The organism is Actinomadura luteofluorescens (assembly GCF_013409365.1).
Lineage (GTDB): Bacteria > Actinomycetota > Actinomycetes > Streptosporangiales > Streptosporangiaceae > Spirillospora > Spirillospora luteofluorescens.
The window spans coordinates 5,488,921-5,510,261 of sequence record NZ_JACCBA010000001.1; the positions used below are offsets into that span (position 1 = coordinate 5,488,921).

The window sequence follows — 21,341 nt, forward strand, 5'->3', positions numbered from 1 at the left end:
GGACGCACCGAGAGATGAGTACGCAGAGGAAGGGCGTCCTGGGCGAGAAGCTCGGCATGACCCAGGTCTTCGACGATGAGGGCCGGATCGTTCCGGTGACCGTCGTCCAGGCCGGGCCGTGTGTCGTCACCCAGCTCAAGAGCCAGGAGAAGGACGGCTACACCGCCGTTCAGATCGGGTTCGGGCAGATCGACCCGCGCAAGGTGAACAAGCCGAGCACGGGTCACTTCGAGAAGGCCGGCGTCACGCCGCGCCGCTACCTCGTCGAACTGCGGGCCGACGACACCACCGAGTTCGAACTCGGCCAGGAGATCACCGCCAGCGTCTTCGAGGCCGGCCAGAAGATCGACGTTACCGGCACGAGCAAGGGCAAGGGCACCGCCGGTGTCATGAAGCGCCACGGCTTCAAGGGCCTCGGCGCCTCGCACGGCACCCAGCGCAAGCACCGCTCGCCGGGTTCGATCGGCGGCTGCGCGACCCCGGGTCGCGTCTTCAAGGGCCTCCGCATGGCGGGACGGCACGGCAACGCCCGTACCACCGTGCAGAACCTGACCGTCCACGCCATCGACGCGGAGAAGAACCTGCTGCTCATCAAGGGCGCGGTTCCCGGTCCCAACGGCGGCGTGGTGCTGGTCCGCGACGCAGTGAAGGGAGCGGGCAAGTGACTTCGAAGCTCGACATCGACCTGCCCGCCGAGGTCTTCGACGCGAAGACCAGCGTGCCGCTGATCCACCAGGTCGTGGTGGCGCAGCTGGCCGCGGCGCGCCAGGGCACGCACGCCACCAAGACCCGGGGCGAGGTCTCCGGCGGTGGCAAGAAGCCGTACCGGCAGAAGGGCACCGGTCGCGCCCGCCAGGGTTCGACCCGCGCGCCCCAGTTCGCCGGCGGCGGCGTCGTGCACGGCCCGCAGCCGCGGGACTACTCGCAGCGGACGCCCAAGAAGATGAAGGCCGCCGCGCTGCGCGGCGCGCTGTCCGACCGCGCCCGGTTCGGCCGGGTGCACGTGGTCGACAACCTCATCGAGGGCGAGACCCCGAAGACGAAGACGGCGCTGAAGGCGCTGCGCGACGTCACCGGGGCCAAGCGCGTCCTGCTGGTCCTGGACCGCGAGGACGACGTGACCTGGAAGAGCCTGCGCAACGAGCCGAGCGTGCACGTGATCGTCTCCGACCAGCTCAACACGTATGACGTGCTGGTGAACGACGACGTCGTCTTCACGAAGGCGGCGTACGACGAGTTCGTCTCGCGCGCGAAGAAGAAGTGAGGAGGGTCGCACATGAACAAGATCGCTGACCCCCGCGACATCATCATCGCGCCGGTCGTCTCGGAGAAGAGCTACGGGCTCCTGGACGAGAACAAGTACACCTTCGTCGTCCGCACGGACGCCAACAAGACGCAGATCAAGCAGGCCGTCGAGTCGGTGTTCGGTGTCAAGGTGACGAACGTGAACACGATCAACCGGCAGGGCAAGCGCAAGCGCACGCGGTTCGGCTACGGCAAGCGCAAGGACACCAAGCGCGCCATCGTCAGCCTGGCCGAGGGCGAGCGGATCGACATCTTCGGCGGCCCGGCCTAAGCAGGCCGGACCGTCCCGAAGACAGACAAGGGATGAACGAAAAAGATGGGCATCCGTAATTACAAGCCGACGACTCCCGGTCGTCGCGGCTCCAGCGTGGCCGACTTCGTCGAGGTCACGCGCCGCGAGCCGGAGAAGTCGCTGCTGCGTCCGCTCCCCAAGAAGGGCGGCCGCAACAACCACGGCCGCATCACGACCCGGCACCAGGGCGGCGGTCACAAGCGCGCGTACCGCGTGATCGACTTCCGCCGGCACGACAAGGACGGCGTCCCGGCCAAGGTCGCGCACATCGAGTACGACCCGAACCGCACCGCGCGGATCGCTCTGCTGCACTACGCGGACGGCGAGAAGCGCTACATCCTCGCCCCGCGCGGCCTGCGCCAGAACGACCGGGTGGAGAACGGGCCGGGCGCGGACATCAAGCCGGGCAACTGCCTTCCGCTGCGCAACATCCCGACCGGTACGGTCGTGCACGCCATCGAGCTTCGCCCCGGCGGCGGCGCCAAGATCGCCCGCAGCGCGGGCGCCGGCGTCCAGCTGCTGGCCAAGGAGGGCAAGTACGCCACGCTGCGCATGCCCTCCGGCGAGATGCGGATGGTGGACGTGCGCTGCCGCGCGACGGTCGGCGAGGTCGGCAACGCCGAGCAGTCGAACATCAACTGGGGCAAGGCCGGCCGCATGCGGTGGAAGGGCAAGCGCCCGACCGTCCGCGGCGTGGCCATGAACCCGATCGACCACCCGCACGGTGGTGGTGAGGGCAAGACCTCCGGTGGCCGGCACCCGGTGAACCCGGCCGGTAAGAAGGAAGGCCGCACTCGCCAGGCGAACAAGTCGAGCGACCGGCTGATCGTCCGTCGTCGCAGCAAGAAGAAGCGGTAGGAGTCGCTCGTCATGCCACGTAGCCTGAAGAAGGGCCCGTTCGTGGACGACCACCTGATCAAGAAGGTGGACGTGCAGAACGAGAAGGGCACCAAGAACGTCATCAAGACGTGGTCGCGGCGCTCCATGATCGTGCCGGACATGATCGGTCACACGATCGCCGTGCACGACGGCCGCAAGCACGTCCCGGTGTTCATCACCGACTCGATGGTGGGACACAAGCTCGGCGAGTTCGCGCCGACGCGCACGTTCCGCAGCCACGTCAAGGAAGACCGCCGCAGCCGCCGAGGCTGAGCAGGCAGAGCAGTTAGCACGTAGGAGAGAGGGAACAGCGATGGAAGCCAGGGCCCAGGCGCGGTTCATCCGCGTCACGCCCAGGAAGGCCCGCCGCGTGGTGGACCTCATCCGCGGCTTGCCTGCCGCGGAGGCTCAGGCGGTGCTGCGGTTCGCCCCCCAGGCAGCGAGTGAGCCGGTGGGCAAGGTGCTGGCGAGTGCCATTGCCAACGCCGAGCACAACTTCAAGCTCGACTCGGGGACGCTCGTCGTCAGTCGCGCGTGGGTGGACGAGGGGCCGACGCTCAAGCGTTTCCGCCCCCGCGCCCAGGGCCGGGCTTACCGCATCAACAAGCGCACGAGCCACATCACCGTGGTCGTGGAGTCGCGAGACGACGCTGTGGCCGCGTCCGGCGGCGGTAAGAAGACGAGGAGGGCCCGGTAGTGGGTCAGAAGATCAACCCGCACGGGTTCCGGCTCGGCATCACCACCGACCACAAGTCCGTGTGGTTCGCCGACAAGCTCTACAAGGACTACGTCAAGGAAGACGTCCAGATCCGGCGCATGCTGCAGAAGGGCATGGACCGGGCGGGCATCTCCAAGGTGGAGATCGAGCGGACCCGTGACCGCGTCGAGGTCAACATCCACACCGCCCGGCCGGGCATCGTCATCGGCCGCCGCGGCGCGGAGGCCGAGCGCCTGCGCGGCGACCTGGAGAAGCTGACCGGCAAGCAGGTCCGGCTGAACATTCTCGAGGTCAAGAACCCCGAGATCGACGCGCAGCTCGTCGCGCAGGGCGTGGCCGAGCAGCTGTCCAGCCGCGTCGCGTTCCGCCGCGCCATGCGCAAGGCGATCCAGTCCGCGATGAAGTCCGGCGCCAAGGGCATCAAGGTCCAGTGCGGCGGCCGTCTCGGCGGCGCCGAGATGTCGCGGTCGGAGTTCTACCGCGAGGGCCAGGTCCCGCTGCACACGCTGCGCGCCGACATCGACTACGGGTTCTACGAGGCCCGGACGACGTTCGGCCGCATCGGCGTCAAGGTGTGGATCTACAAGGGCGAGGCCGCGCAGACGCGCGCCGAGCGCGAGCAGCAGGCCGCGCAGCAGCGCGCCGCGGGCGGCGGCGGTGGCCGCGAGCGCCGCGGTGAGCGTCGCGGCGGCGGCCGTGGCGGCCGTGGCGGACGCGGCGGTGCCGGCGGTGCCGGTGGCGGCGGCGGCCGTGGCGGCGAGCAGAAGCAGCAGCAGGGTTCCGAGCAGCCGGCGCCGACCGCCGAGGCTGCTCCGCAGGGTGAGGGGAGCTGAGTAACCGATGCTGATCCCTCGCAAGGTCAAGCACCGCAAGCAGCACCACCCGAAGCGCCGCGGCATGGCCAAGGGCGGCACGAGGGTGACGTTCGGCGAGTACGGCATCCAGGCCGTCGAGAGCGCGTACGTGACCAACCGGCAGATCGAGGCCGCGCGTATCGCCATGACCCGCCACATCAAGCGCGGCGGCAAGGTCTGGATCAACATCTTCCCGGACCGTCCGCTGACCAAGAAGCCCGCCGAGACCCGCATGGGCTCCGGCAAGGGCTCCGTGGAGTGGTGGGTGGCCAACGTCAAGCCGGGTCGCGTCCTGTTCGAGATCTCCTACCCGAACGAGGACGTCGCCCGGGAGGCGCTCACCCGCGCGATCCACAAGCTCCCCATGAAGTGCAAGATCGTGAAGCGAGAGGTGGGTGAGTCCTGATGGCCAAGGGTCTTACCGCCGACGAGCTGCGGACCGAGCCCGAGGACGTCCTGGTCACCAAGCTCAAGGAGGCCAAGGAGGAGCTGTTCAACCTCCGCTTCCAGGCCGCCACCGGCCAGCTTGAGAGCCACGGGCGGCTGCGCACCGTCAAGCGCGAGATCGCCCGCATCTACACCGTGATGCGGGAGCGCGAGCTCGGCATCGTGACGGTCGAGGACGCCGCGGAGGGCAACGAATGACCGAGCAGACGACCGAGCAGCGGAGCAGCCGCAAGATCCTTGAGGGTCTCGTGGTCAGCGACAAGATGGACAAGACCGTGGTCGTGTCCGTCGAGGACCGCGTGAAGCACCCCAAGTACCACAAGGTGATCCGCCGCACGAAGAACTACAAGGCGCACGACGAGGCCAACGAGTGCGGCGTCGGCGACCGCGTCCGTCTCATGGAGACCCGCCCGCTGTCGGCCACCAAGCGGTGGCGCGTGGTGGAGATCCTCGAGAAGGCCAAGTAGGGCCGCAGGCCCGCGGGACCCCGTCCCGCTATTGACCACAGTCTGGTTCCACCAGGCTCGGCGCCCGCGAAGGGGGCGCCGAGAACCGGTGTGACGAACAGGAGTTAGACGTGATCCAGCAGGAGTCGCGACTCAAGGTCGCCGACAACACGGGTGCGAAGGAGATCCTTTGCATCCGCGTTCTCGGCGGCTCGGGTCGGCGCTACGCGGGAGTCGGCGACATCATCGTCGCGACGGTGAAGGACGCCCTTCCCGGCGCCGGCGTGAAGAAGGGTGACGTCGTCAAGGCGGTCGTCGTGCGCACCCGCAAGGAGCGCCGGCGCCCGGACGGCTCCTACATCCGCTTCGACGAGAACGCCGCCGTCCTCATCAAGGACGGCGGCGACCCCCGCGGCACCCGTATCTTCGGCCCGGTGGGCCGCGAACTGCGCGAGAAGAAGTTCATGCGCATCATCTCGCTCGCGCCGGAGGTGCTCTGATGAAGATCCGTAAGGGCGACGAGGTCATCGTCATCGCCGGCAAGGACAAGGGCGCGACGGGCAAGGTCCTGCGCGTCATCCCGCGCGAGGAGCGCGTCGTCGTCGAGGGCGTCAACCTCATCACCAAGAACATCAAGGCCGACCAGCAGCGTGCCGGCAAGGAGAGCGGTCGCGTCACGGTCGAGGCGCCGCTGCACGTCAGCAACGTCGCGATCGTCGAGGACGGCAAGCCGGCCCGGGTCGGTTACCGCACCAACGACGACGGCACGAAGGTCCGGATCTCGCGCCGTAGCGGTAAGGAGATCTGAGACCGATGACCGAGACCGTTACCGAGCGTCCCGTGCCGACGCCGAGGCTGAAGGTGCGCTACCGCGAGGAGATCGCGGGCCAGATGCGCGAGCAGTTCGGCTACGCCAACGTCATGCAGGTCCCCTCGCTGACCAAGATCGTGGTCAACATGGGGGTCGGCGACGCGGCCAAGGACGCCAAGCTGATCGAGGGCGCGATCCGCGACCTGGCGGCGATCACCGGGCAGAAGCCCGCGGTGAACCGGGCCCGCAAGTCCATCGCGCAGTTCAAGCTGCGCGAGGGCATGCCGATCGGCGCGCACGCCACGCTGCGCGGCGACCGGATGTGGGAGTTCCTGGACCGCCTGCTCGCCACGGCGCTGCCCCGTATCCGCGACTTCCGCGGGCTGTCGCCGAAGCAGTTCGACGGCAACGGCAACTACACCTTCGGGCTGACCGAGCAGGTCATGTTCCACGAGGTCGACCCCGACAAGATCGACCGCTCGCGGGGCATGGACATCACGGTCGTGACGTCCGCGAAGACCGACGACGAGGGCCGGGCGCTGCTCAAGCTCCTGGGCTTCCCCTTCAAGGAGAACTGAGCATGGCGAAGAAGTCGCTGATCGCCAAGGCGGGGCGGAAGCCGAAGTTCGGCGTGCGCTCCTACACTCGGTGCTCGCGCTGCGGGCGTCCGCGCTCCGTCTACCGGAAGTTCGGCCTGTGCCGAGTCTGCTTCCGGGAGATGGCCCACCGCGGCGAGCTGCCTGGCATCACGAAGTCCAGCTGGTGACCGCGTCCCCGGAGCGCGCTCCGGGGACGGCGGGAGCCGGCCTGTAATGACCAACCGGGCGCCTGAGAAGGCGCCCACGACCGCGCCAAAGGTCCACGGGCCGCATCAACCCGAGGAAACCGTGGCGAGGGAGGGCCAGTAGGCCATGACGATGACCGACCCGATCGCAGACATGCTGACGCGTCTGCGCAACGCGAATTCGGCGTACCACGACTCCGTGGCGATGCCGTACTCGAAGATCAAGGCGCACATCGCCGAGATCCTCCAGCAGGAGGGCTACATCTCGGGCTGGACCGTGGAGGACGCCGAGGTCGGCAAGAAGCTCCTGATCGAGCTGAAGTTCGGCCCGACCCGTGAGCGTTCGATCGCCGGCATCAAGCGCGTCTCGAAGCCGGGTCTGCGCGTGTACGCGAAGAAGGACAACCTGCCGAAGGTCCTGGGCGGGCTGGGCGTCGCGATCATCTCGACGTCCTCGGGCCTGATGACGGACCGTCAGGCCGGCAAGCGCGGAGTGGGCGGGGAAGTCCTCGCCTACGTTTGGTGAGGGGAGGGCACAACAAATGTCTCGTATTGGACGTCTCCCCATCAGCGTGCCGAGCGGCGTCGAGGTGAAGCTCGACGGCCGCAAGGTCACCGTCAAGGGCCCGAAGGGCACGCTCTCGCACACCGTCGCCGACCCCATCGAGGTCACGCAGGAGGACGGCCAGCTGGTCGTCTCCCGGCCGAACGACGTCAACAAGGTGCGCGGTCTGCACGGGCTCACCCGGACGCTGATCAACAACATGGTCGTCGGTGTCACCGACGGCTACAAGAAGACCCTGGTCATCCAGGGCGTCGGCTACCGGGTGGTGGCCAAGGGCAAGAACGTGGAGTTCTCGCTCGGCTACAGCCACCCGATCCCGTTCGAGGCGCCGGAGGGCATCACCTTCACGGTGGAGAGGCCGACGCAGCTCGTCGTCGAGGGCATCGACAAGCAGCTCGTCGGTGAGATCGCCGCCCGCATCCGCAAGCTGCGCAAGCCCGACCCGTACAAGGGCAAGGGCGTGCGCTACGAGGGCGAGCAGATCCGCCGCAAGGTCGGAAAGGCTGGTAAGTAGTCATGGCAGGCACCAAGACCCTGGCCGGCAAGGCCACGAGCGGTCGCCAGCTTGCTCGCAAGCGCCGGCACCTGCGGGTCCGCAAGAAGGTCGTGGGCACCGCCGCGCGGCCGCGCCTGGTCGTGACCCGCTCCAGCCGGCACGTGTTCGTCCAGGTCATCGACGACGACAAGGGCCACACGGTGGCCAGCGCGTCGACGATGGAGGCGGACCTGCGCGCCGACTCCGGCGACAAGACGGCCAAGTCCCGCAAGGTCGGCGAGCTCGTTGCCGAGCGGGCCAAGCAGGCCGGCGTCCACGCGGTCGTGTTCGACCGCGGCGGCAACAAGTACCACGGCCGCATCGCCGCTGTAGCGGACGGTGCCCGTGAGGGGGGCCTGGAGCTGTGAAGGCCCTTTACAAGGCGAACGAGAGGAACCACTGATGGCAGCGCAGAGGCGTGGTGGCGGTCAGGGTGGCGACCGTCGCGACCGCCGCGACGACCGCCGCGGTGGCGCCGACAAGGGCCAGTCGTACATCGAGAAGGTCGTGGCGATCAACCGTGTCGCCAAGGTCGTGAAGGGCGGTCGTCGCTTCAGCTTCACCGCCCTGGTGATCGTCGGTGACGGCAACGGCACCGTCGGCGTCGGCTACGGCAAGGCCAAGGAGGTGCCCGCGGCGATCGCCAAGGGCGTCGAGGAGGCCAAGAAGCACTTCTTCAAGGTGCCGCGGATCCAGGGCACGATCCCGCACCTGGTGCAGGCGCGCGACGCGGCGGGCGAGGTCCTGCTCCGTCCGGCCAGCCCCGGTACCGGCGTCATCGCCGGCGGCCCGGTGCGCGCGGTCCTGGAGTGCGCCGGCATCCACGACGTGCTGAGCAAGTCGCTGGGCAGCGACAACGCGATCAACATCGTGCACGCCACGATCGCGGGTCTGAAGTCGCTGAAGCGTCCCGAGGAGATCGCGGCCAAGCGCGGCCTGCCGATCGAGGACGTCGCCCCGGCGGCCATGCTGCGCGCGCGCGCCGCCGGCAGCGAGCCGAGGGCGGAGGTCGCGTCGTCGTGAGCAACCTGAAGATCACGCAGACCAAGTCCGTGATCAGCGAGAAGCAGAACCAGCGTGACACGCTGCGCACCCTGGGCCTGAAGAAGATCGGGCAGAGCGTGGTCCGCGAGGACCGCCCCGAGGTGCTCGGCATGATCCGGACGGTGGCGCACCTGGTCACCGTCGAGGAGGTCGACTGACATGGCGGCTGATCTCGGTAAGGACTCCGCCGCGGAGACCGAGGGCACCCCGCTCAAGGTGCACGACCTGCGTCCGGCCCCCGGCGCCAACAGGGCCAAGACCCGCAAGGGTCGCGGCGAGGCGTCCAAGGGCAAGACCGCCGGTCGCGGCACCAAGGGCACCAAGGCCCGCAACACCGTCCCCGTCGGTTTCGAGGGCGGCCAGATGCCCCTGATCCGCCGGCTGCCGAAGCTCAAGGGCTTCAAGAACCCGAACCGGGTCGAGTTCCAGGTCGTGAACCTGGACAAGCTCGCCGCGCTCTACCCCGAGGGCGGCGAGGTCACGGCAGAGGACCTGGCGACCAAGGGCGCGGTGCGCCGCGGCCGTCCGGTCAAGATCCTCGGCACGGGCGACATCTCCGTCGCGGTCCAGGTGAAGGCGCACGCCTTCTCCGGCGCCGCCAAGGAGAAGATCGCCGCCGCCGGCGGATCCGCCGACGAGCTGTAAGAAGGAACACCTTCGATGCCGGGGCCGCGCCCGCAGGAGGCCCGGGGCCGTGAGGCCACCGGGTCCGGCGGGGCGGCCCCGGTGTCATCTGCTGTTAGAGTCACACGAGCGAAGGTACTCGGCGTGAGATTGCGCACTCTGCCGTCACACGGGGTATTCTCCGCCCGAACTCATGGACCTGAAACCGCCCCCTCGGCGGCCATGAACCCGCCAGTCGCGCAGGAGGAATGGTGCTGACCGCGTTCGCTCGGGCTTTCCGTACGCCTGACCTGCGTAAGAAAATCCTCTTCACGTTGTTCATGATCGTGGTGTTCAGGATCGGTTCGATCCTGCCGACGCCCAACGTGAACGTGAAGGTGCTGAAGGAGACCGCGGACGCGGCCAAGGACAGCAACCAGCTCTACGGCCTGGTCGACCTGTTCAGCGGCGGCGCGCTGTTGAAGCTGTCGGTCTTCGCGCTCGGCATCATGCCGTACATCACGGCCAGCATCATCTTGCAGCTGCTGACGGTGGTGATCCCGCGGCTGGAGGCCCTCAAGAAGGAGGGCCAGGCCGGCACGACGAAGATCACCCAGTACACCCGGTACCTGACGGTCGGGCTGGCGATCCTGCAGGCGACCGGCATCGTCGCGATGGCGAGCACCGGTCAGTTGTTCCAGGGCATCTCCGGCAGCGGCGACATCCTGTACGACAAGGGCATCTTCCCGATCATCACCATGGTGATCATCATGGTGTCCGGCACGACCGTCATCATGTGGCTGGGCGAGCTGGTCACCGACCGCGGCGTCGGCAACGGCATGTCGATCCTGATCTTCACCCAGGTGGTGGCGGTCTTCCCCGCCCAGTTCTGGAGCATCTACAAGTCCAAGGGCGGGTTCGTCTTCGCGATCGTGGTCCTGGTGGGTCTGGCGATCATGGCCGGGGTGGTGTTCGTCGAGCAGGCGCAGCGGCGCATCCCCGTCCAGTACGCCAAGCGGATGGTGGGACGCCGCATGTACGGCGGCACCTCGACCTACATCCCGCTGAAGGTCAACCAGGCCGGCATCATCCCGATCATCTTCGCGTCCTCGCTGCTCTACCTGCCGGTTCTGGCCACCCAGCTGTGGCCCAACACCAAGTGGCTGCAGAAGGTGCAGCCCTATCTCCAGCAGGACAACGCCTGGCACATGGGGATCTTCTTCGTCTTCATCATCTTCTTCACGTACTTCTATGTGGCGATCACCTTCAACCCCACTGAAGTCGCCGACAACATGAAGAAGTATGGTGGATTCATCCCAGGTATCCGTCCTGGTCGGCCGACCGCCGAGTACCTCGACTTCGTGCTGACCCGGATCACCACACCCGGTGCGCTCTACCTGGGGCTCGTGTCCCTCATCCCGATGGTCGCCTTCGCACTCATGAAGGCGAGCTCGGACTTCCCGTTCGGCGGCACGAGCATCCTCATCGTCGTCGGCGTCGGACTGGATACCGTGAAGCAGATCGAGAGTCAGCTCCAGCAGCGCAACTACGAGGGCTTCCTCCGGTAGTGCGTATCGTCCTGGTGGGCCCCCCGGGTGCGGGCAAGGGGACGCAGGCCCAGTTCATCGCATCTCATCTGTCGGTCCCGAAGATCTCGACAGGTGACATCTTCCGCGCGAACGTCAGCGGCGGGACGCCGCTCGGCCGGCAGGCCAAGCAGTACATGGACCGCGGCGACCTCGTCCCCGACGAGGTCACGATCGCGATGGTCCGCGACCGGCTCGGCGAGGACGACGCCCGCGACGGGTTCCTGCTGGACGGGTTCCCGCGCAACGTCCCGCAGGCCGAGACGCTGAAGAAGATCCTCGCCGAGTGGGACACCCGCCTCGACATCGTGCTGGAGCTCGTCGTCGACGAGGACGAGGTCGTCCGGCGACTGTCGGGCCGGCGCACCTGCGACAAGTGCGGCCGGATCTGGCACGTCGACTTCGACGACAAGCAGGACGACATCTGCGACGACTGCGGCGGTCACCTGTTCCAGCGGGACGACGACAAGGAAGAGGTCGTCATGCACCGCCTGGAGGTGTACCGGCATGACACGTCGCCGCTGGTGCAGTTCTACGCCGACGAGAACATCCTCGTCGGCATCGACGCCACGGGGCCGGTCGAAGAGGTCACCAAGCGCGCCCTCACCGCGCTGCGCCCGCTGGAGAAGTGACGGGCCCGCAGGAGAAGTGACGGGCCCGTCGTGGAGCCGTCGGCGCGGACGCGGTGCTCCCGCGTCCGCGCGGCCGTTCCGGCGCGAGAACCGGGGCAAGGGGAGAGATGTTCAAACGGCGTAGGCTCATGATCCAGATGAAGACCCCGGAGCAGGTCGAGCTGATGCGCGCGGCGGGGCTGCTCGTCGGGCGGACGCTGGAGCTGCTGCGCGAGGCCGCCAAGCCCGGCATGAGCACCCTGGACCTGGACGCGCTCGCCGAGGAGCACATCCGCGACAACGGCGGCGTCCCGTCGTTCAAGGGCTACCACGGCTTCACCGGGACGATCTGCGCGTCGGTCAACGAGGAGATCGTGCACGGCATCCCGCGGAGCGGCAAGATCCTGCGCGAGGGCGACGTGCTGTCCATCGACTGCGGCGCGATCGTCGAGGGCTGGCACGGCGACGCGGCGATCACGGTACCGCTGGGCGAGGTCACCGACGAGCAGCGGCGGCTGCTGGAGGTCACCGAGGAGTCCCTGTGGCACGGCCTCGCGGCCGGACGCGCCGGCGCCCGCCTCACGGACATCTCCCATGCGATCGAGGCCCACATCCGCTCTCAGGGCTCCTACGGCATCGTGGAGGGCTACGGCGGCCACGGCATCGGGACCGAGATGCACATGGACCCGCTGATCCCCAACCACGGGGCGCCCGGGCACGGGCCCGTCCTGGAGCCGGGCATGTGCTTCGCGGTGGAGCCGATGGTGAACCTCGGCACGAAGGAGACCGCCGAGCTCGACGACGGCTGGACGGTCGTGACGACCGACGGGCGCACCTCGGCGCACTTCGAGCACACCTTCGCGGTCACGGCGGACGGCCCCCGCGTCCTGACGGCGCTCGACGAGGGCCGGGACCGGTTCGCGAACCTCGGATCCGCGCCGCAGAATGGATAGGGAAGGCAGGTCCTGAGGAGCGGAGGAACGATGGCGCCGAACCCTGACATCCGGGCGTCGGACGCCGACCGCGATCGGGTGGCGGCGAGTCTGCGCGAGCACTGCGCGGAGGGCCGGATCACGATGGACGAGCTGCAGGAGCGGCTCGACGCGGTCTACGGGGCGAAGACGGTCGGGCAGCTCCAGGAGGTCACCTCCGACCTGCCCGAAGAGGATCTGTACCAGCTCCCGGTCCCCGCGAACCAGGCCAAGGGCACCGCGTCGCCGGCGCGGCGGCCGTCCGGCGACCTCGCGACGCAGCGGATGCCGGCGATGTGGGGCGCCTGGGCGACGGTCAGCGCGATCAACCTGACGGTATGGCTGATCATCCTGGTGACGTCGGGCGCGGTCTACCCGTGGTGGATCTGGGTGGCCGGACCCTGGGGCGCCGTCCTGCTGATGCGCACGATCTTCGGCGGGCGCCAGGACGACCGCTGACGCGCCCGCCCGGCAGGGCCGTGGACGGCCCGCCCGGCGCGGTTCACTCCACGTCCATCAGGGGCCGGTAGTTCCCGGTCGGGGCGAAGTGGGTGGTGGCGGTGCCGTCCTCGCCGACGAGGTGGAGGGCGAACCCGGCGGGTTCCCCGGTGACGGCCGCGCGGCCCCGCTGGGTGAGGTCGAGGAACAGCTGCCGGTAGGTGCTCGGGCAGGTGGTGCAGACCCGTCCCGCCAGGGAGCCGACCGTCGCGCGGTGCGCGTGCCCGGAGATCACCCGCACGACCTGCGGATGCCGGGAGATCACGGCCGCGAAGCCGGCGGGGTCGACGAACCGCAGGTCGTCGATGAACCGCATTCCGATCGGATACGGCGGGTGGTGGGTGGCGATGACGGTCGGGACGCCGGGCGCGGCGCCCAGCGTCTCCTCCAGCCAGGCGAGCCTCTCCTCGCTCATGTGGCCGTGGGGATGGCCGTCGACGGTGGTGTCGCAGCAGATCAGGCGCACGCCGGCCACGTCGACGGCGTACTGGACGGGCGCGCCGGGGCCGGTCCCCGTCGCGGCGACCGCCGGGTGGTCGGCGAACATGCGGCGCATCTCGTCGCGGTCGTCGTGGTTGCCGCACATCGGGTAGACGGCCATCGGCAGCGGCGACAGCAGCGCGTGCAGCCGGGCGTACTCGGAGGGCAGCCCGCGGTCGGCGAGGTCGCCGGTGAGGACGACGGCGTCGGGCCGCGCGGGCAGCGACAGCAGGCTCGACACCGCCGACCGCAGCGCGCGGACCGGCCCGGAGTCGTCGTCCATCCGGCCGTCGCGTCCGGCCGCCAGATGGATGTCGCTCAGCTGCGCGATGATCGCCATCGATCCCCTCCCCGTTGCCCCAAGCACATCACGGAACCCCACGCCCCGGGCAGCCCGGGCGAGCGGGCGCCGAGACGATCTTCGCGTCCGCGCGGCGGCACTGTCGACTCGCCCCGGGCGCCGCGCGCTCAGGGAGCGCTCAGGTAGTGCTCAGGCGGGGCTCAGACGACGCTCAGGCGGACCTTCGATGGGAGCCGACCCCCGCGCTCCGGCAGTCTGCCGGACGGCGCTCAGGCGACGTGCGGGATCACCAGGGACAGGGCCGAGGTGACCTCTTCGGGAGCGGGGGCGATGTCGGGGACGACGTCGCGGAGGGCGAGCCAGCCGTTGATGGCCTGGACGGTCGGCTTGGCCTCGATGAGCTGGGGGTCGTCCAGCCCGTACCAGGCGGCGACCTTGGACCACCGCCACAGCCGGTGACCGGCGGTGGACATCTCCGAGGACGGGAAGCCGGTGGCGCCGCGCGCCCCGGTGATCGCGTGCCGGACCGAGTCCAGGGACCGGCCCACCCGCTCGGCGATGTCGCGGATGGTCAGCAGCGGGTCGGCCTCCACCCGCAGGACGTGCACGCCGGGCGCGCTCTCCTCGACGTGCCCGACCACCTCCATGATCGCCGCGGCGAGGGTGGCGCCCGGCCAGGTGCACGAGGCGTTGCCCAGCCGGTCGGCCGAGCGGAGCTCGTCGTTCGAATGGTGGCGGGCGGGGGCTGGAGGACGGGCGGCCGAGCGGAGCTCGTCGTTCGAATGGTGGCGGTCGGCGTGCTGCGGCTCGCTCATGATCGACACCGTGACGGCGCCGTACGTGCGGTCGAACAGCGGGTCGAGCTCGTCCTCGTAGAGGGGTCGGCTGAGGATCAGCGCGAAGTCATAGCTCGGCATGCTGACCCTCCTCGAACGTCGCTCTCCTGGAAAGGTACAACGCGCAGGCGATGTATGCTTGACTCGGGAGCAGTCTCCGGGCACGTATCATGCGTCGATTTCGCATTGCACGGCCGGTTGGCGTAGACTCCCTTGTCGGTCCGTCGACGGCCGCCCGATTCCCCTTCCTGGCGCATCCGCGCCGCGGTGCGGGTTGCGGCCGATTCTCCCCTGGAGAGCCGGGCCGCGTCCAATGAGCCGATCAGCGAAGCGCGGAGGACATGCCCAAGAAAGAAGGGGCCATCGAGATCGAGGGCACCGTCATCGAGTCGCTGCCGAACGCCATGTTCAGGGTGGAGCTCGACAACGGGCACAAGGTGCTCGCCCACATCAGCGGCAAGATGCGGATGCACTACATCCGGATCCTGCCGGACGACCGCGTTGTTGTGGAGCTGAGCCCCTACGACCTCACGCGCGGTCGGATCGTCTACCGCTACAAGTAAATCCCACTGGGGTTGCCTTCCCCGTGCGTGGCGGCGCGGGGGTGACCCTTATCTCTAGGAGACCCAGTGAAGGTCAAGCCGAGCGTCAAGAAGATCTGCAACAAGTGCCGCGTCATCCGCCGGCACGGCCGGGTCATGGTCATCTGCTCCGACCCGCGCCACAAGCAGCGTCAGGGCTGACGCTCACCACCAGCAAGCGCACCGCAGCCTTCACACGGCCGTACGTGCAGGGTCCCGGAAACCCGGGGCCGAGCACGTACGGCAGTGGTGTGTGAAGGAGCACCCCCGGAACTTCGGAGGCCGGGGCCGCCACCCGGGCAGGGTGTTCGCGGACGCGGTGCGTCCATACCTCCGGACGAATGAAGGGAACTGCCCACGATGGCACGCCTCCTCGGCGTCGACCTCCCGCGCGAAAAGCGCCTCGAGGTCGCTCTCACCTACATCTTCGGCATCGGCCGGACGCGGGCGCTGGAGACCCTCTCGGGCACCGGCGTCAGCGGCGACCTGCGCGTGCACCAGCTCGGCGACGACGAGCTGGTCAAGCTCCGCGACTGGATCGAGGCGAACTACAAGATCGAGGGTGATCTTCGCCGCGAGGTCCAGGCGGACATCCGCCGCAAGATCGAGATCGGGTGCTACCAGGGCATCCGGCACCGCCGCGGGCTTCCGGTGCACGGTCAGCGCACGCAGACCAACGCGCGCACCCGCAAGGGCAAGAAGAAGACCGTGGCCGGCAAGAAGAAGGCCGGCAAGAAGTAGTCCGGAGTCGGTCCTCCGGATCGATGACCTCAAGAGTAGAGAGAGCACATGCCTCCTAAGAGCCGTGTCGGCGCCAAGAAGGTGCGCCGCAAGGAAAAGAAGAACGTCGCTCACGGGCACGCCCACATCAAGAGCACGTTCAACAACACGATCGTTTCGATCACCGACCCCAACGGCAACGTGATCTCCTGGGCCTCCTCGGGCCACGTCGGGTTCAAGGGCTCGCGCAAGTCCACCCCGTTCGCCGCGCAGCAGGCCGCCGAGGCCGCCGCCCGGCGCGCGATGGAGCACGGCATGCGCAAGGTCGACGTCTTCGTGAAGGGCCCGGGCTCGGGCCGCGAGACCGCCATCCGGTCGCTGCAGGCGACCGGCCTCGAGGTGGGCTCGATCCAGGACGTCACGCCCGTTCCGCACAACGGCTGCCGCCCGCCGAAGCGTCGCCGGGTCTGAGCAGGGGAGATCTAGAACAATGGCTCGTTACACCGGTGCGGACTGCAAGCTCTGCCGCCGCGAGAAGATGAAGCTGTTCCTCAAGGGCAGCAAGTGCGAGGGCCCGAAGTGCCCGATCGAGATCCGTCCCTACCCGCCGGGTGAGCACGGTCGCGGTCGGCCGAAGGAGACCGAGTACCTGCTGCAGCTTCGCGAGAAGCAGAAGGCGCGGCGCATCTACGGCGTGCTGGAGCGGCAGTTCCACAACTACTACGTCGAGGCGACCCGCCAGCAGGGCAAGACGGGTGACAACCTGCTCACGCTGCTGGAGCGCCGGCTCGACAACGTCGTCTACCGGGCCGGCTTCGCCAAGTCCCGCGACATGGCCCGCCAGCTCATCCGGCACGGCCACATCCGGGTCAACGGCAAGAAGGTCAACATCCCGTCGGCCCTCGTCGGCGAGGCCGACATCGTCGACGTCAAGGCCAAGTCGATGGAGATGACGCCGTTCCAGGTCGCCAAGGCCGAGGTCGGCGAGCGTCAGGTCCCGGCGTGGCTCGGGGTCGACGGCGAGAAGATGCGGATCCTCGTGCACTCGCTGCCCGTCCGGCAGCAGATCGACGCTCCCGTCCAGGAGCAGCTGATCGTCGAGCTCTACTCCAAGTAGCGGCTCAACGCCCGCCGGGGTCCCGGGTGGGACCCCGGCGGATCGGGGAAGAATCCAGAACGCGGTAGTCAAATAGCGGGCACCGCGGAAAGAAGGCACCACCATGCTCATCGCTCAGCGTCCGACTCTCACCGAAGAGCAGGTCGACGAGTTCCGGTCGCGGTTCACCATCGAGCCGCTGGAGCCGGGCTTCGGCTACACGATCGGCAACTCGCTCCGGCGTACCCTGCTCTCCTCGATTCCCGGTGCGGCCGTCACCAGCATCCGGATCGAGGGCGTCCTGCACGAGTTCTCGACCGTGCCCGGGGTGAAGGAGGACGTCACCGACATCATCCTGAACCTCAAGGAGCTCGTCGTCTCCTCCGAGCACGACGAGCCCGTGGTCATGTACCTGCGCAAGCAGGGCCCGGGCGAGGTGACCGCGGCCGACATCGCGCCGCCGGCGGGCGTCGAGGTCCACAACCCGGACCTGCACATCGCCACGCTGAACAACAAGGCCAAGCTGGAGATGGAGCTGACGGTCGAGCGCGGCCGCGGCTACGTCTCGGCCGCGCAGAACAAGCAGCCGGGCCAGGAGATCGGCCGGATTCCGATCGACTCCATCTACTCGCCCGTGCTCAAGGTCACCTACAAGGTCGAGGCCACCCGAGTCGAGCAGCGCACCGACTTCGACCGCCTCATCCTGGACGTGGAGACCAAGCAGGCGATGCTGCCGCGCGACGCGGTCGCCTCCGCCGGCAAGACCCTCGTCGAGCTGTTCGGGCTGGCCCGGGAGCTCAACGTCGAGGCCGAGGGCATCGACATGGGCCCGTCCCCGACGGACGCCGCGCTCGCCGCGGACCTGGCCCTGCCGATCGAGGAGCTGAACCTCACGGTCCGCTCCTACAACTGCCTGAAGCGCGAGGGCATCCACTCGGTGGGCGAGCTCGTCGCCCGCAGCGAGCAGGACCTGCTCGACATCCGCAACTTCGGCGCCAAGTCGATCGAAGAGGTCAAGCAGAAGCTCAACGACATGGGCCTGTCGCTGAAGGACTCCCCGCCCGGGTTCGACCCGAGCGCGGCGGCCGACAACTACGGCGACGACGACCAGGGCTACGCCGAGACCGAGCAGTACTAGGAACCCGAGTCCGGCGGCCGGGGACCCGCGGTCCCCGGCCGGTCCGGAACCAGCTGACACCGGTACCTGACACGGCCGGTGCAGGAAGGAAACGACATGCCCCAGCCCACCAAGGGCGCCCGCCTCGGCGGCGGTGCCGCGCACCAGCGCCTGATCCTGGCGAACCTGGCCACGGCGCTGTTCGAGCACGGCCGCATCACCACCACCGAGGCCAAGGCCCGGCGGGTGCGTCCGCTGGCGGAGAAGCTGATCACCAAGGCGAAGAAGGGCGACCTGCACAACCGTCGCCTGGTCGCCAAGACGATCCGCGACAAGGGCGTGCTGCACGAGCTCTTCACCGAGATCGCGCCGCGCTTCGAGACCCGTCCCGGCGGCTACACCCGCATCACCAAGATCGGGCCGCGCAAGGGCGACAACGCCCCGATGGCCGTGATCGAGCTGGTGCAGGAGCAGCTGGCGGCGTCCGGCGGCACGGCCGCTCCGGCCGCCCCGGCGCCGAAGGCGGAGGAGCCCGAGGCCAAGACGGAGGCCGACGACACGGCCGCCGTGGACGCCAAGGACGAGGCCGCCGGCGACGCCGAAGCCAAGGACGAGGGCGAGAAGGAGTAATCCGCCGCTTGAACTGGGCGAGCGTTTGCTCGAAGTTCGTGAGGGCCCGCCGTTTCCATCGGGACGGCGGGCCCGAACTTTGCCAGACTTGATCGCATGGTCATGGCAGGAGGGCGACGGTTTTCCGGGGAGCGTGTCAGGGGAGTGCCCGACGAACGCGGGCTGCCCGGAGGGAAGAACGGACGTTGGAGAAGGACGACTCGGCTGACATGACCGCACTGGTACGACTCCGGCTCGACATCTCCTACGACGGGTCGGACTTCGCGGGCTGGGCGAGGCAGCCGAACCAGCGGACCGTCCAGGGCGTCATCGAGGACGCGCTGGCCCGGATGCTGCGCCTGGACCCGCCGCCCATGCTCACCGTCGCCGGCCGCACCGACGCCGGCGTCCACGCCCGCGGGCAGGTCGCCCACCTCGTCGTTCCCGTCGCGGCCTACTCGGCGATCAACGGGACGATGCCGCGGCGCCTCGCCGGGCTGCTGCCCCCGGACGTGCGGGTGTGGCGCGTGTCGATCGCCCCGGAGGGGTTCGACGCGCGGTTCTCCGCGCTGTCGCGCCGCTACGTGTACCGGGTGTGCGACAACTCCTTCGGGGTGGAGCCGCTGCGCCGCCACGACGTGCTGTGGCATCCCCGTCCCCTGAACCTCGGCCGGATGAACGAGGCCGCCCGCAGGCTGGTCGGCGAGAACGACTTCGCCGCGTACTGCCGCAGGCGGGAGGGCGCGACGACGATCCGCGAGCTGCTGCGCTACGAGTGGGCGCGCGACGACCGCGACCCGCACCTGGCGCTCGCCACCGTGGAGGCCGACGCGTTCTGCCACTCGATGGTCCGCGCGCTCGTCGGCGCGCTGCTGATGGTGGGGGACGGGCGGCGCGAGGTCGAGTGGCCCGGGCAGGTGCTCGCGGCGCGCGTCCGCGACTCCGGCGTGAACGTGGCGCCCGCGCACGGCCTGTCGCTGGAGGAGATCCGCTACCCCGAGGACGAGAGCCTGGCCAGGCGCGCCCAGGAGACCCGCCGCGTCCGGACGCTGAACGCGACGGCCGCCGCGGCCGCCGACCAGCCCGCCCCGCCCGGCGGCGCGCCCCTGCAGGGCGGCTGACCCGGCGGTCCGGGGTGCGGCCCCCGGGGCCTCAGCCCCGGGAGCGGGCGATGATCGGGCGCAGGTCGTAGTCCAGGAACAGCTGCGCGGCCTTCTTGATCGTCGGGTCGCCGGGCTTGGCCTTCTTGCCGTTCGCCCACTGGACGTAGGCGTAGGCGACGTACCGGCCGCGGACGGTCGCGGCCGCGTACCCGCCGGCCCGGTCGATGTCGGGGGACCGCTTGCCCGCCATGCCGCGGAACCACTCGTAGCGGGCGGGGTCGCCCGCCTTGCTCACGGCGATCGCGGCCGCCTTCGTCGGCAGCACCGCGATCCCGGAGGTGACGGCGAGCTTGCTCTCCGGGTCGATGTAGGTCGCGCGGACGATCTTGCGGCACTGCTGCTTGCGCAGCGCGGCGAGCATGGAGCCGCGGGCCGCGTAGGTGACGTCCCGGTTGAGCGACCAGCGGTCACGGAGGTAGGTCCGGTCGCCGAACCGGATGTTCTCGGTCGGGAAGACGTCGCGGAACGACAGGTCGGCGGTGTCGGTCTTCTCGTTGGTGATGTCGACGGGGGGCCGCGGGCGTGGCGGACGGGGTGACCGCGGGCGTCGTCTGCGCCGCCGCGGGGGCTTCGGGGGTCTTTCCGGACTTGTCGTCCTTGCTGTCCGATCCCGTTCCGCCGATGAGGAACAGGGCGCCGACCGCGGCGAGGATGACCGCGGCGACGCCGCCGATCAACACCGAGCGCCCCTTGGCGCCGCCCCGGCCGGTGGCGGGCATGCCCTGCGGCGGACGTCCGGGCGGCGGGCCGCCGGCCGGGGGCCCGCCCTCGCCGTGGTAGGTCGGCGCGCCCGCCGGGGGCTGTTCTGCGGGCGCCGCGCCCACCGCTGCCGGATCGGCGTGCGGGAACGGGCCGCTTCCGGTGGGCGGGACGACGCCGGGCGGGAGGATGGCGTCCGGGACGAGCACGGGGGCGAGGGACGCGGCGTCCTCCGCCTCCTTGGCCTTCTCGAACGCCGAGAGCGACGCGGGGATGTCCGTCGCGGTGTCGGTCACGGCGGGGTTGTCCACGGTGGCCTCGGTCTCTGGTGTGACGGCCCCCGCGCCCTCGCCTCGCGGCGCCGCGTCCCGGGATCCGCCCTGCGCGGGCGGGACGGGCGGGAAGCCTTCGGGGTCGGTGTCGTCGGGGGAGATCGGGGGCTTGACGATCGGCTCGGCGGGGACGGCGCCGCGGGAGTCGACGCGCGGGACGCCTTTCCCGGCGACGAGCGTCCCGGGCGGTGCCGGGGCGGCCCCGAACGCGGCGGGGGGCTCGGGGGCGAGGGGGGTCCCGGAGGCGGAGGCGTCCGCCTCGTCCTCGACCTCCTCGACCACGGGCGCCGACAGCATCTCCGGCGCCGCGGGCGCCTGCCCGGCCGGCGGGGCGGCGGCGTCCGCGGACTCGGCGGCCCACCAGGGGGCCTCCAGCCCGAAGGCGGGGAGCTTGAGGGGAGCGGCCTCGCCGGCCGGCTCGCCGTGCTCCCGTGCGTCTTTAGGTCCGGACATAAGCA

Annotated in this window: 36 protein-coding genes; 32 read left to right on the top strand and 4 right to left on the bottom strand. The window is 69.5% G+C overall.

Annotation, left to right across the window (positions count from 1 at the left end):
• The first annotated feature begins 14 nt into the window (after positions 1-14).
• From rplC to BJY14_RS25665, 24 genes are all read left to right on the top strand, one after another.
• Positions 15-665: a 50S ribosomal protein L3 gene (gene rplC / locus BJY14_RS25550; protein ID WP_179845942.1), complete on the top strand. Its 651-nt coding sequence runs from the start codon at positions 15-17 to the stop codon at positions 663-665.
• The gene (rplD, locus tag BJY14_RS25555; RefSeq protein ID WP_179845943.1) at positions 662-1,264 is read left to right on the top strand and encodes a 50S ribosomal protein L4; all 603 of its coding nucleotides are present in this window, start codon (positions 662-664) and stop codon (positions 1,262-1,264) included. Before rplC ends, rplD begins: the two co-directional genes overlap by 4 nt.
• Before the next feature lie 12 nt (positions 1,265-1,276).
• Positions 1,277-1,576 (top strand): 50S ribosomal protein L23, encoded by a 300-nt coding sequence (rplW, locus tag BJY14_RS25560; protein ID WP_179845944.1) that lies wholly within the window; start codon positions 1,277-1,279, stop codon positions 1,574-1,576.
• A gap of 45 nt (positions 1,577-1,621) precedes the next feature.
• On the top strand, positions 1,622-2,455 hold the full coding sequence (rplB, locus tag BJY14_RS25565; RefSeq protein ID WP_141580631.1) for a 50S ribosomal protein L2: 834 nt from the start codon (positions 1,622-1,624) through the stop codon (positions 2,453-2,455).
• Positions 2,456-2,467: 12 nt separating this feature from the next.
• Positions 2,468-2,749, top strand: a complete 282-nt coding sequence (rpsS, locus tag BJY14_RS25570) for a 30S ribosomal protein S19 (RefSeq protein WP_089314946.1) — start codon at positions 2,468-2,470, stop codon at positions 2,747-2,749.
• Positions 2,750-2,789: 40 nt separating this feature from the next.
• Positions 2,790-3,173, top strand: coding sequence for a 50S ribosomal protein L22 (gene rplV, locus BJY14_RS25575; RefSeq protein WP_179845945.1), 384 nt, complete (start codon positions 2,790-2,792; stop codon positions 3,171-3,173).
• Positions 3,173-4,027, top strand: a complete 855-nt coding sequence (gene rpsC, locus BJY14_RS25580) for a 30S ribosomal protein S3 (RefSeq protein WP_179837682.1) — start codon at positions 3,173-3,175, stop codon at positions 4,025-4,027. Before rplV ends, rpsC begins: the two co-directional genes overlap by 1 nt.
• A 7-nt stretch (positions 4,028-4,034) precedes the next feature.
• A complete protein-coding gene (rplP, locus tag BJY14_RS25585) occupies positions 4,035-4,454 on the top strand; it encodes a 50S ribosomal protein L16 (protein WP_179845946.1) in 420 nt (139 codons plus the stop codon).
• Positions 4,454-4,693: a 50S ribosomal protein L29 gene (gene rpmC, locus BJY14_RS25590; protein ID WP_149258921.1), complete on the top strand. Its 240-nt coding sequence runs from the start codon at positions 4,454-4,456 to the stop codon at positions 4,691-4,693. The genes rplP and rpmC overlap by 1 nt, the downstream gene beginning before the upstream one ends.
• On the top strand, positions 4,690-4,962 hold the full coding sequence (rpsQ, locus tag BJY14_RS25595) for a 30S ribosomal protein S17 (RefSeq protein WP_179845947.1): 273 nt from the start codon (positions 4,690-4,692) through the stop codon (positions 4,960-4,962). The genes rpmC and rpsQ overlap by 4 nt, the downstream gene beginning before the upstream one ends.
• A 110-nt stretch (positions 4,963-5,072) precedes the next feature.
• Positions 5,073-5,441 (top strand): 50S ribosomal protein L14, encoded by a 369-nt coding sequence (gene rplN / locus BJY14_RS25600; protein WP_021596728.1) that lies wholly within the window; start codon positions 5,073-5,075, stop codon positions 5,439-5,441.
• Entirely contained in the window at positions 5,441-5,749 is a 309-nt protein-coding gene (gene rplX / locus BJY14_RS25605; protein WP_141580642.1) for a 50S ribosomal protein L24, read from the top strand. Before rplN ends, rplX begins: the two co-directional genes overlap by 1 nt.
• A 5-nt stretch (positions 5,750-5,754) precedes the next feature.
• A complete protein-coding gene (rplE, locus tag BJY14_RS25610) occupies positions 5,755-6,330 on the top strand; it encodes a 50S ribosomal protein L5 (RefSeq protein WP_179845948.1) in 576 nt (191 codons plus the stop codon).
• Positions 6,331-6,332: 2 nt separating this feature from the next.
• On the top strand, positions 6,333-6,518 hold the full coding sequence (locus tag BJY14_RS25615) for a type Z 30S ribosomal protein S14 (RefSeq protein WP_141580646.1): 186 nt from the start codon (positions 6,333-6,335) through the stop codon (positions 6,516-6,518).
• A gap of 145 nt (positions 6,519-6,663) precedes the next feature.
• Positions 6,664-7,062, top strand: a complete 399-nt coding sequence (gene rpsH, locus BJY14_RS25620) for a 30S ribosomal protein S8 (protein WP_089314938.1) — start codon at positions 6,664-6,666, stop codon at positions 7,060-7,062.
• 16 nt (positions 7,063-7,078) lie between these two features.
• The gene (gene rplF / locus BJY14_RS25625; RefSeq protein ID WP_179845949.1) at positions 7,079-7,615 is read left to right on the top strand and encodes a 50S ribosomal protein L6; all 537 of its coding nucleotides are present in this window, start codon (positions 7,079-7,081) and stop codon (positions 7,613-7,615) included.
• 2 nt (positions 7,616-7,617) lie between these two features.
• Positions 7,618-8,004, top strand: coding sequence for a 50S ribosomal protein L18 (gene rplR / locus BJY14_RS25630; protein ID WP_179845950.1), 387 nt, complete (start codon positions 7,618-7,620; stop codon positions 8,002-8,004).
• Positions 8,005-8,038: 34 nt separating this feature from the next.
• The gene (gene rpsE, locus BJY14_RS25635) at positions 8,039-8,659 is read left to right on the top strand and encodes a 30S ribosomal protein S5 (protein ID WP_372505490.1); all 621 of its coding nucleotides are present in this window, start codon (positions 8,039-8,041) and stop codon (positions 8,657-8,659) included.
• Positions 8,656-8,838: a 50S ribosomal protein L30 gene (gene rpmD / locus BJY14_RS25640; protein ID WP_021596720.1), complete on the top strand. Its 183-nt coding sequence runs from the start codon at positions 8,656-8,658 to the stop codon at positions 8,836-8,838. The genes rpsE and rpmD overlap by 4 nt, the downstream gene beginning before the upstream one ends.
• 1 nt (position 8,839) lies before the next feature.
• Complete coding sequence (gene rplO / locus BJY14_RS25645) at positions 8,840-9,325, top strand: 50S ribosomal protein L15 (RefSeq protein WP_179845951.1); 486 nt, start codon at positions 8,840-8,842, stop codon at positions 9,323-9,325.
• Positions 9,326-9,624: 299 nt separating this feature from the next.
• Positions 9,625-10,851, top strand: coding sequence for a preprotein translocase subunit SecY (secY, locus tag BJY14_RS25650; RefSeq protein ID WP_376770053.1), 1,227 nt, complete (start codon positions 9,625-9,627; stop codon positions 10,849-10,851).
• A complete protein-coding gene (locus tag BJY14_RS25655) occupies positions 10,851-11,501 on the top strand; it encodes an adenylate kinase (RefSeq protein WP_179845952.1) in 651 nt (216 codons plus the stop codon). The genes secY and BJY14_RS25655 overlap by 1 nt, the downstream gene beginning before the upstream one ends.
• A 107-nt stretch (positions 11,502-11,608) precedes the next feature.
• Positions 11,609-12,433 (top strand): type I methionyl aminopeptidase, encoded by an 825-nt coding sequence (map, locus tag BJY14_RS25660; RefSeq protein ID WP_179845953.1) that lies wholly within the window; start codon positions 11,609-11,611, stop codon positions 12,431-12,433.
• Positions 12,434-12,463: 30 nt separating this feature from the next.
• Entirely contained in the window at positions 12,464-12,910 is a 447-nt protein-coding gene (locus BJY14_RS25665; RefSeq protein WP_179845954.1) for a DUF1707 SHOCT-like domain-containing protein, read from the top strand.
• A gap of 43 nt (positions 12,911-12,953) precedes the next feature.
• On the opposite strand, the gene BJY14_RS25670 is transcribed toward BJY14_RS25665, so the two are convergent.
• Positions 12,954-13,769: a phosphodiesterase gene (locus tag BJY14_RS25670; protein ID WP_179845955.1), complete on the bottom strand. Its 816-nt coding sequence runs from the start codon at positions 13,767-13,769 to the stop codon at positions 12,954-12,956.
• A 230-nt stretch (positions 13,770-13,999) separates the two neighbouring features.
• Complete coding sequence (locus tag BJY14_RS25675; protein ID WP_179845956.1) at positions 14,000-14,647, bottom strand: hypothetical protein; 648 nt, start codon at positions 14,645-14,647, stop codon at positions 14,000-14,002.
• Positions 14,648-14,907: 260 nt separating this feature from the next.
• Here BJY14_RS25675 and infA point away from each other — a divergent pair, with 260 nt between their 5' ends.
• From infA to truA, 8 genes are all read left to right on the top strand, one after another.
• Positions 14,908-15,129 (top strand): translation initiation factor IF-1, encoded by a 222-nt coding sequence (gene infA / locus BJY14_RS25680; RefSeq protein WP_018657567.1) that lies wholly within the window; start codon positions 14,908-14,910, stop codon positions 15,127-15,129.
• Between the two features lie 66 nt (positions 15,130-15,195).
• Positions 15,196-15,309, top strand: a complete 114-nt coding sequence (gene rpmJ / locus BJY14_RS25685; protein WP_021596712.1) for a 50S ribosomal protein L36 — start codon at positions 15,196-15,198, stop codon at positions 15,307-15,309.
• 198 nt (positions 15,310-15,507) lie between these two features.
• Positions 15,508-15,888 carry a 30S ribosomal protein S13 gene (gene rpsM / locus BJY14_RS25690; RefSeq protein ID WP_179845957.1) on the top strand — a complete coding sequence of 127 codons (381 nt, stop codon included), beginning with the start codon at positions 15,508-15,510 and terminating at the stop codon, positions 15,886-15,888.
• A gap of 48 nt (positions 15,889-15,936) precedes the next feature.
• Positions 15,937-16,338: a 30S ribosomal protein S11 gene (gene rpsK / locus BJY14_RS25695; RefSeq protein WP_021596710.1), complete on the top strand. Its 402-nt coding sequence runs from the start codon at positions 15,937-15,939 to the stop codon at positions 16,336-16,338.
• A gap of 19 nt (positions 16,339-16,357) precedes the next feature.
• A complete protein-coding gene (gene rpsD, locus BJY14_RS25700) occupies positions 16,358-16,984 on the top strand; it encodes a 30S ribosomal protein S4 (RefSeq protein WP_179845958.1) in 627 nt (208 codons plus the stop codon).
• A gap of 103 nt (positions 16,985-17,087) precedes the next feature.
• Complete coding sequence (locus BJY14_RS25705; protein WP_179845959.1) at positions 17,088-18,101, top strand: DNA-directed RNA polymerase subunit alpha; 1,014 nt, start codon at positions 17,088-17,090, stop codon at positions 18,099-18,101.
• Positions 18,102-18,197: 96 nt separating this feature from the next.
• Entirely contained in the window at positions 18,198-18,710 is a 513-nt protein-coding gene (gene rplQ, locus BJY14_RS25710; protein ID WP_179845960.1) for a 50S ribosomal protein L17, read from the top strand.
• A 209-nt stretch (positions 18,711-18,919) separates the two neighbouring features.
• Complete coding sequence (truA, locus tag BJY14_RS25715; protein ID WP_179845961.1) at positions 18,920-19,810, top strand: tRNA pseudouridine(38-40) synthase TruA; 891 nt, start codon at positions 18,920-18,922, stop codon at positions 19,808-19,810.
• A 31-nt stretch (positions 19,811-19,841) separates the two neighbouring features.
• On the opposite strand, the gene BJY14_RS25720 is transcribed toward truA, so the two are convergent.
• On the bottom strand, positions 19,842-20,213 hold the full coding sequence (locus tag BJY14_RS25720) for a hypothetical protein (protein WP_179845962.1): 372 nt from the start codon (positions 20,211-20,213) through the stop codon (positions 19,842-19,844).
• A gap of 46 nt (positions 20,214-20,259) precedes the next feature.
• Positions 20,260-21,336 (bottom strand): hypothetical protein, encoded by a 1,077-nt coding sequence (locus BJY14_RS25725; RefSeq protein ID WP_179845963.1) that lies wholly within the window; start codon positions 21,334-21,336, stop codon positions 20,260-20,262.
• Positions 21,337-21,341 lie beyond the last annotated feature (5 nt).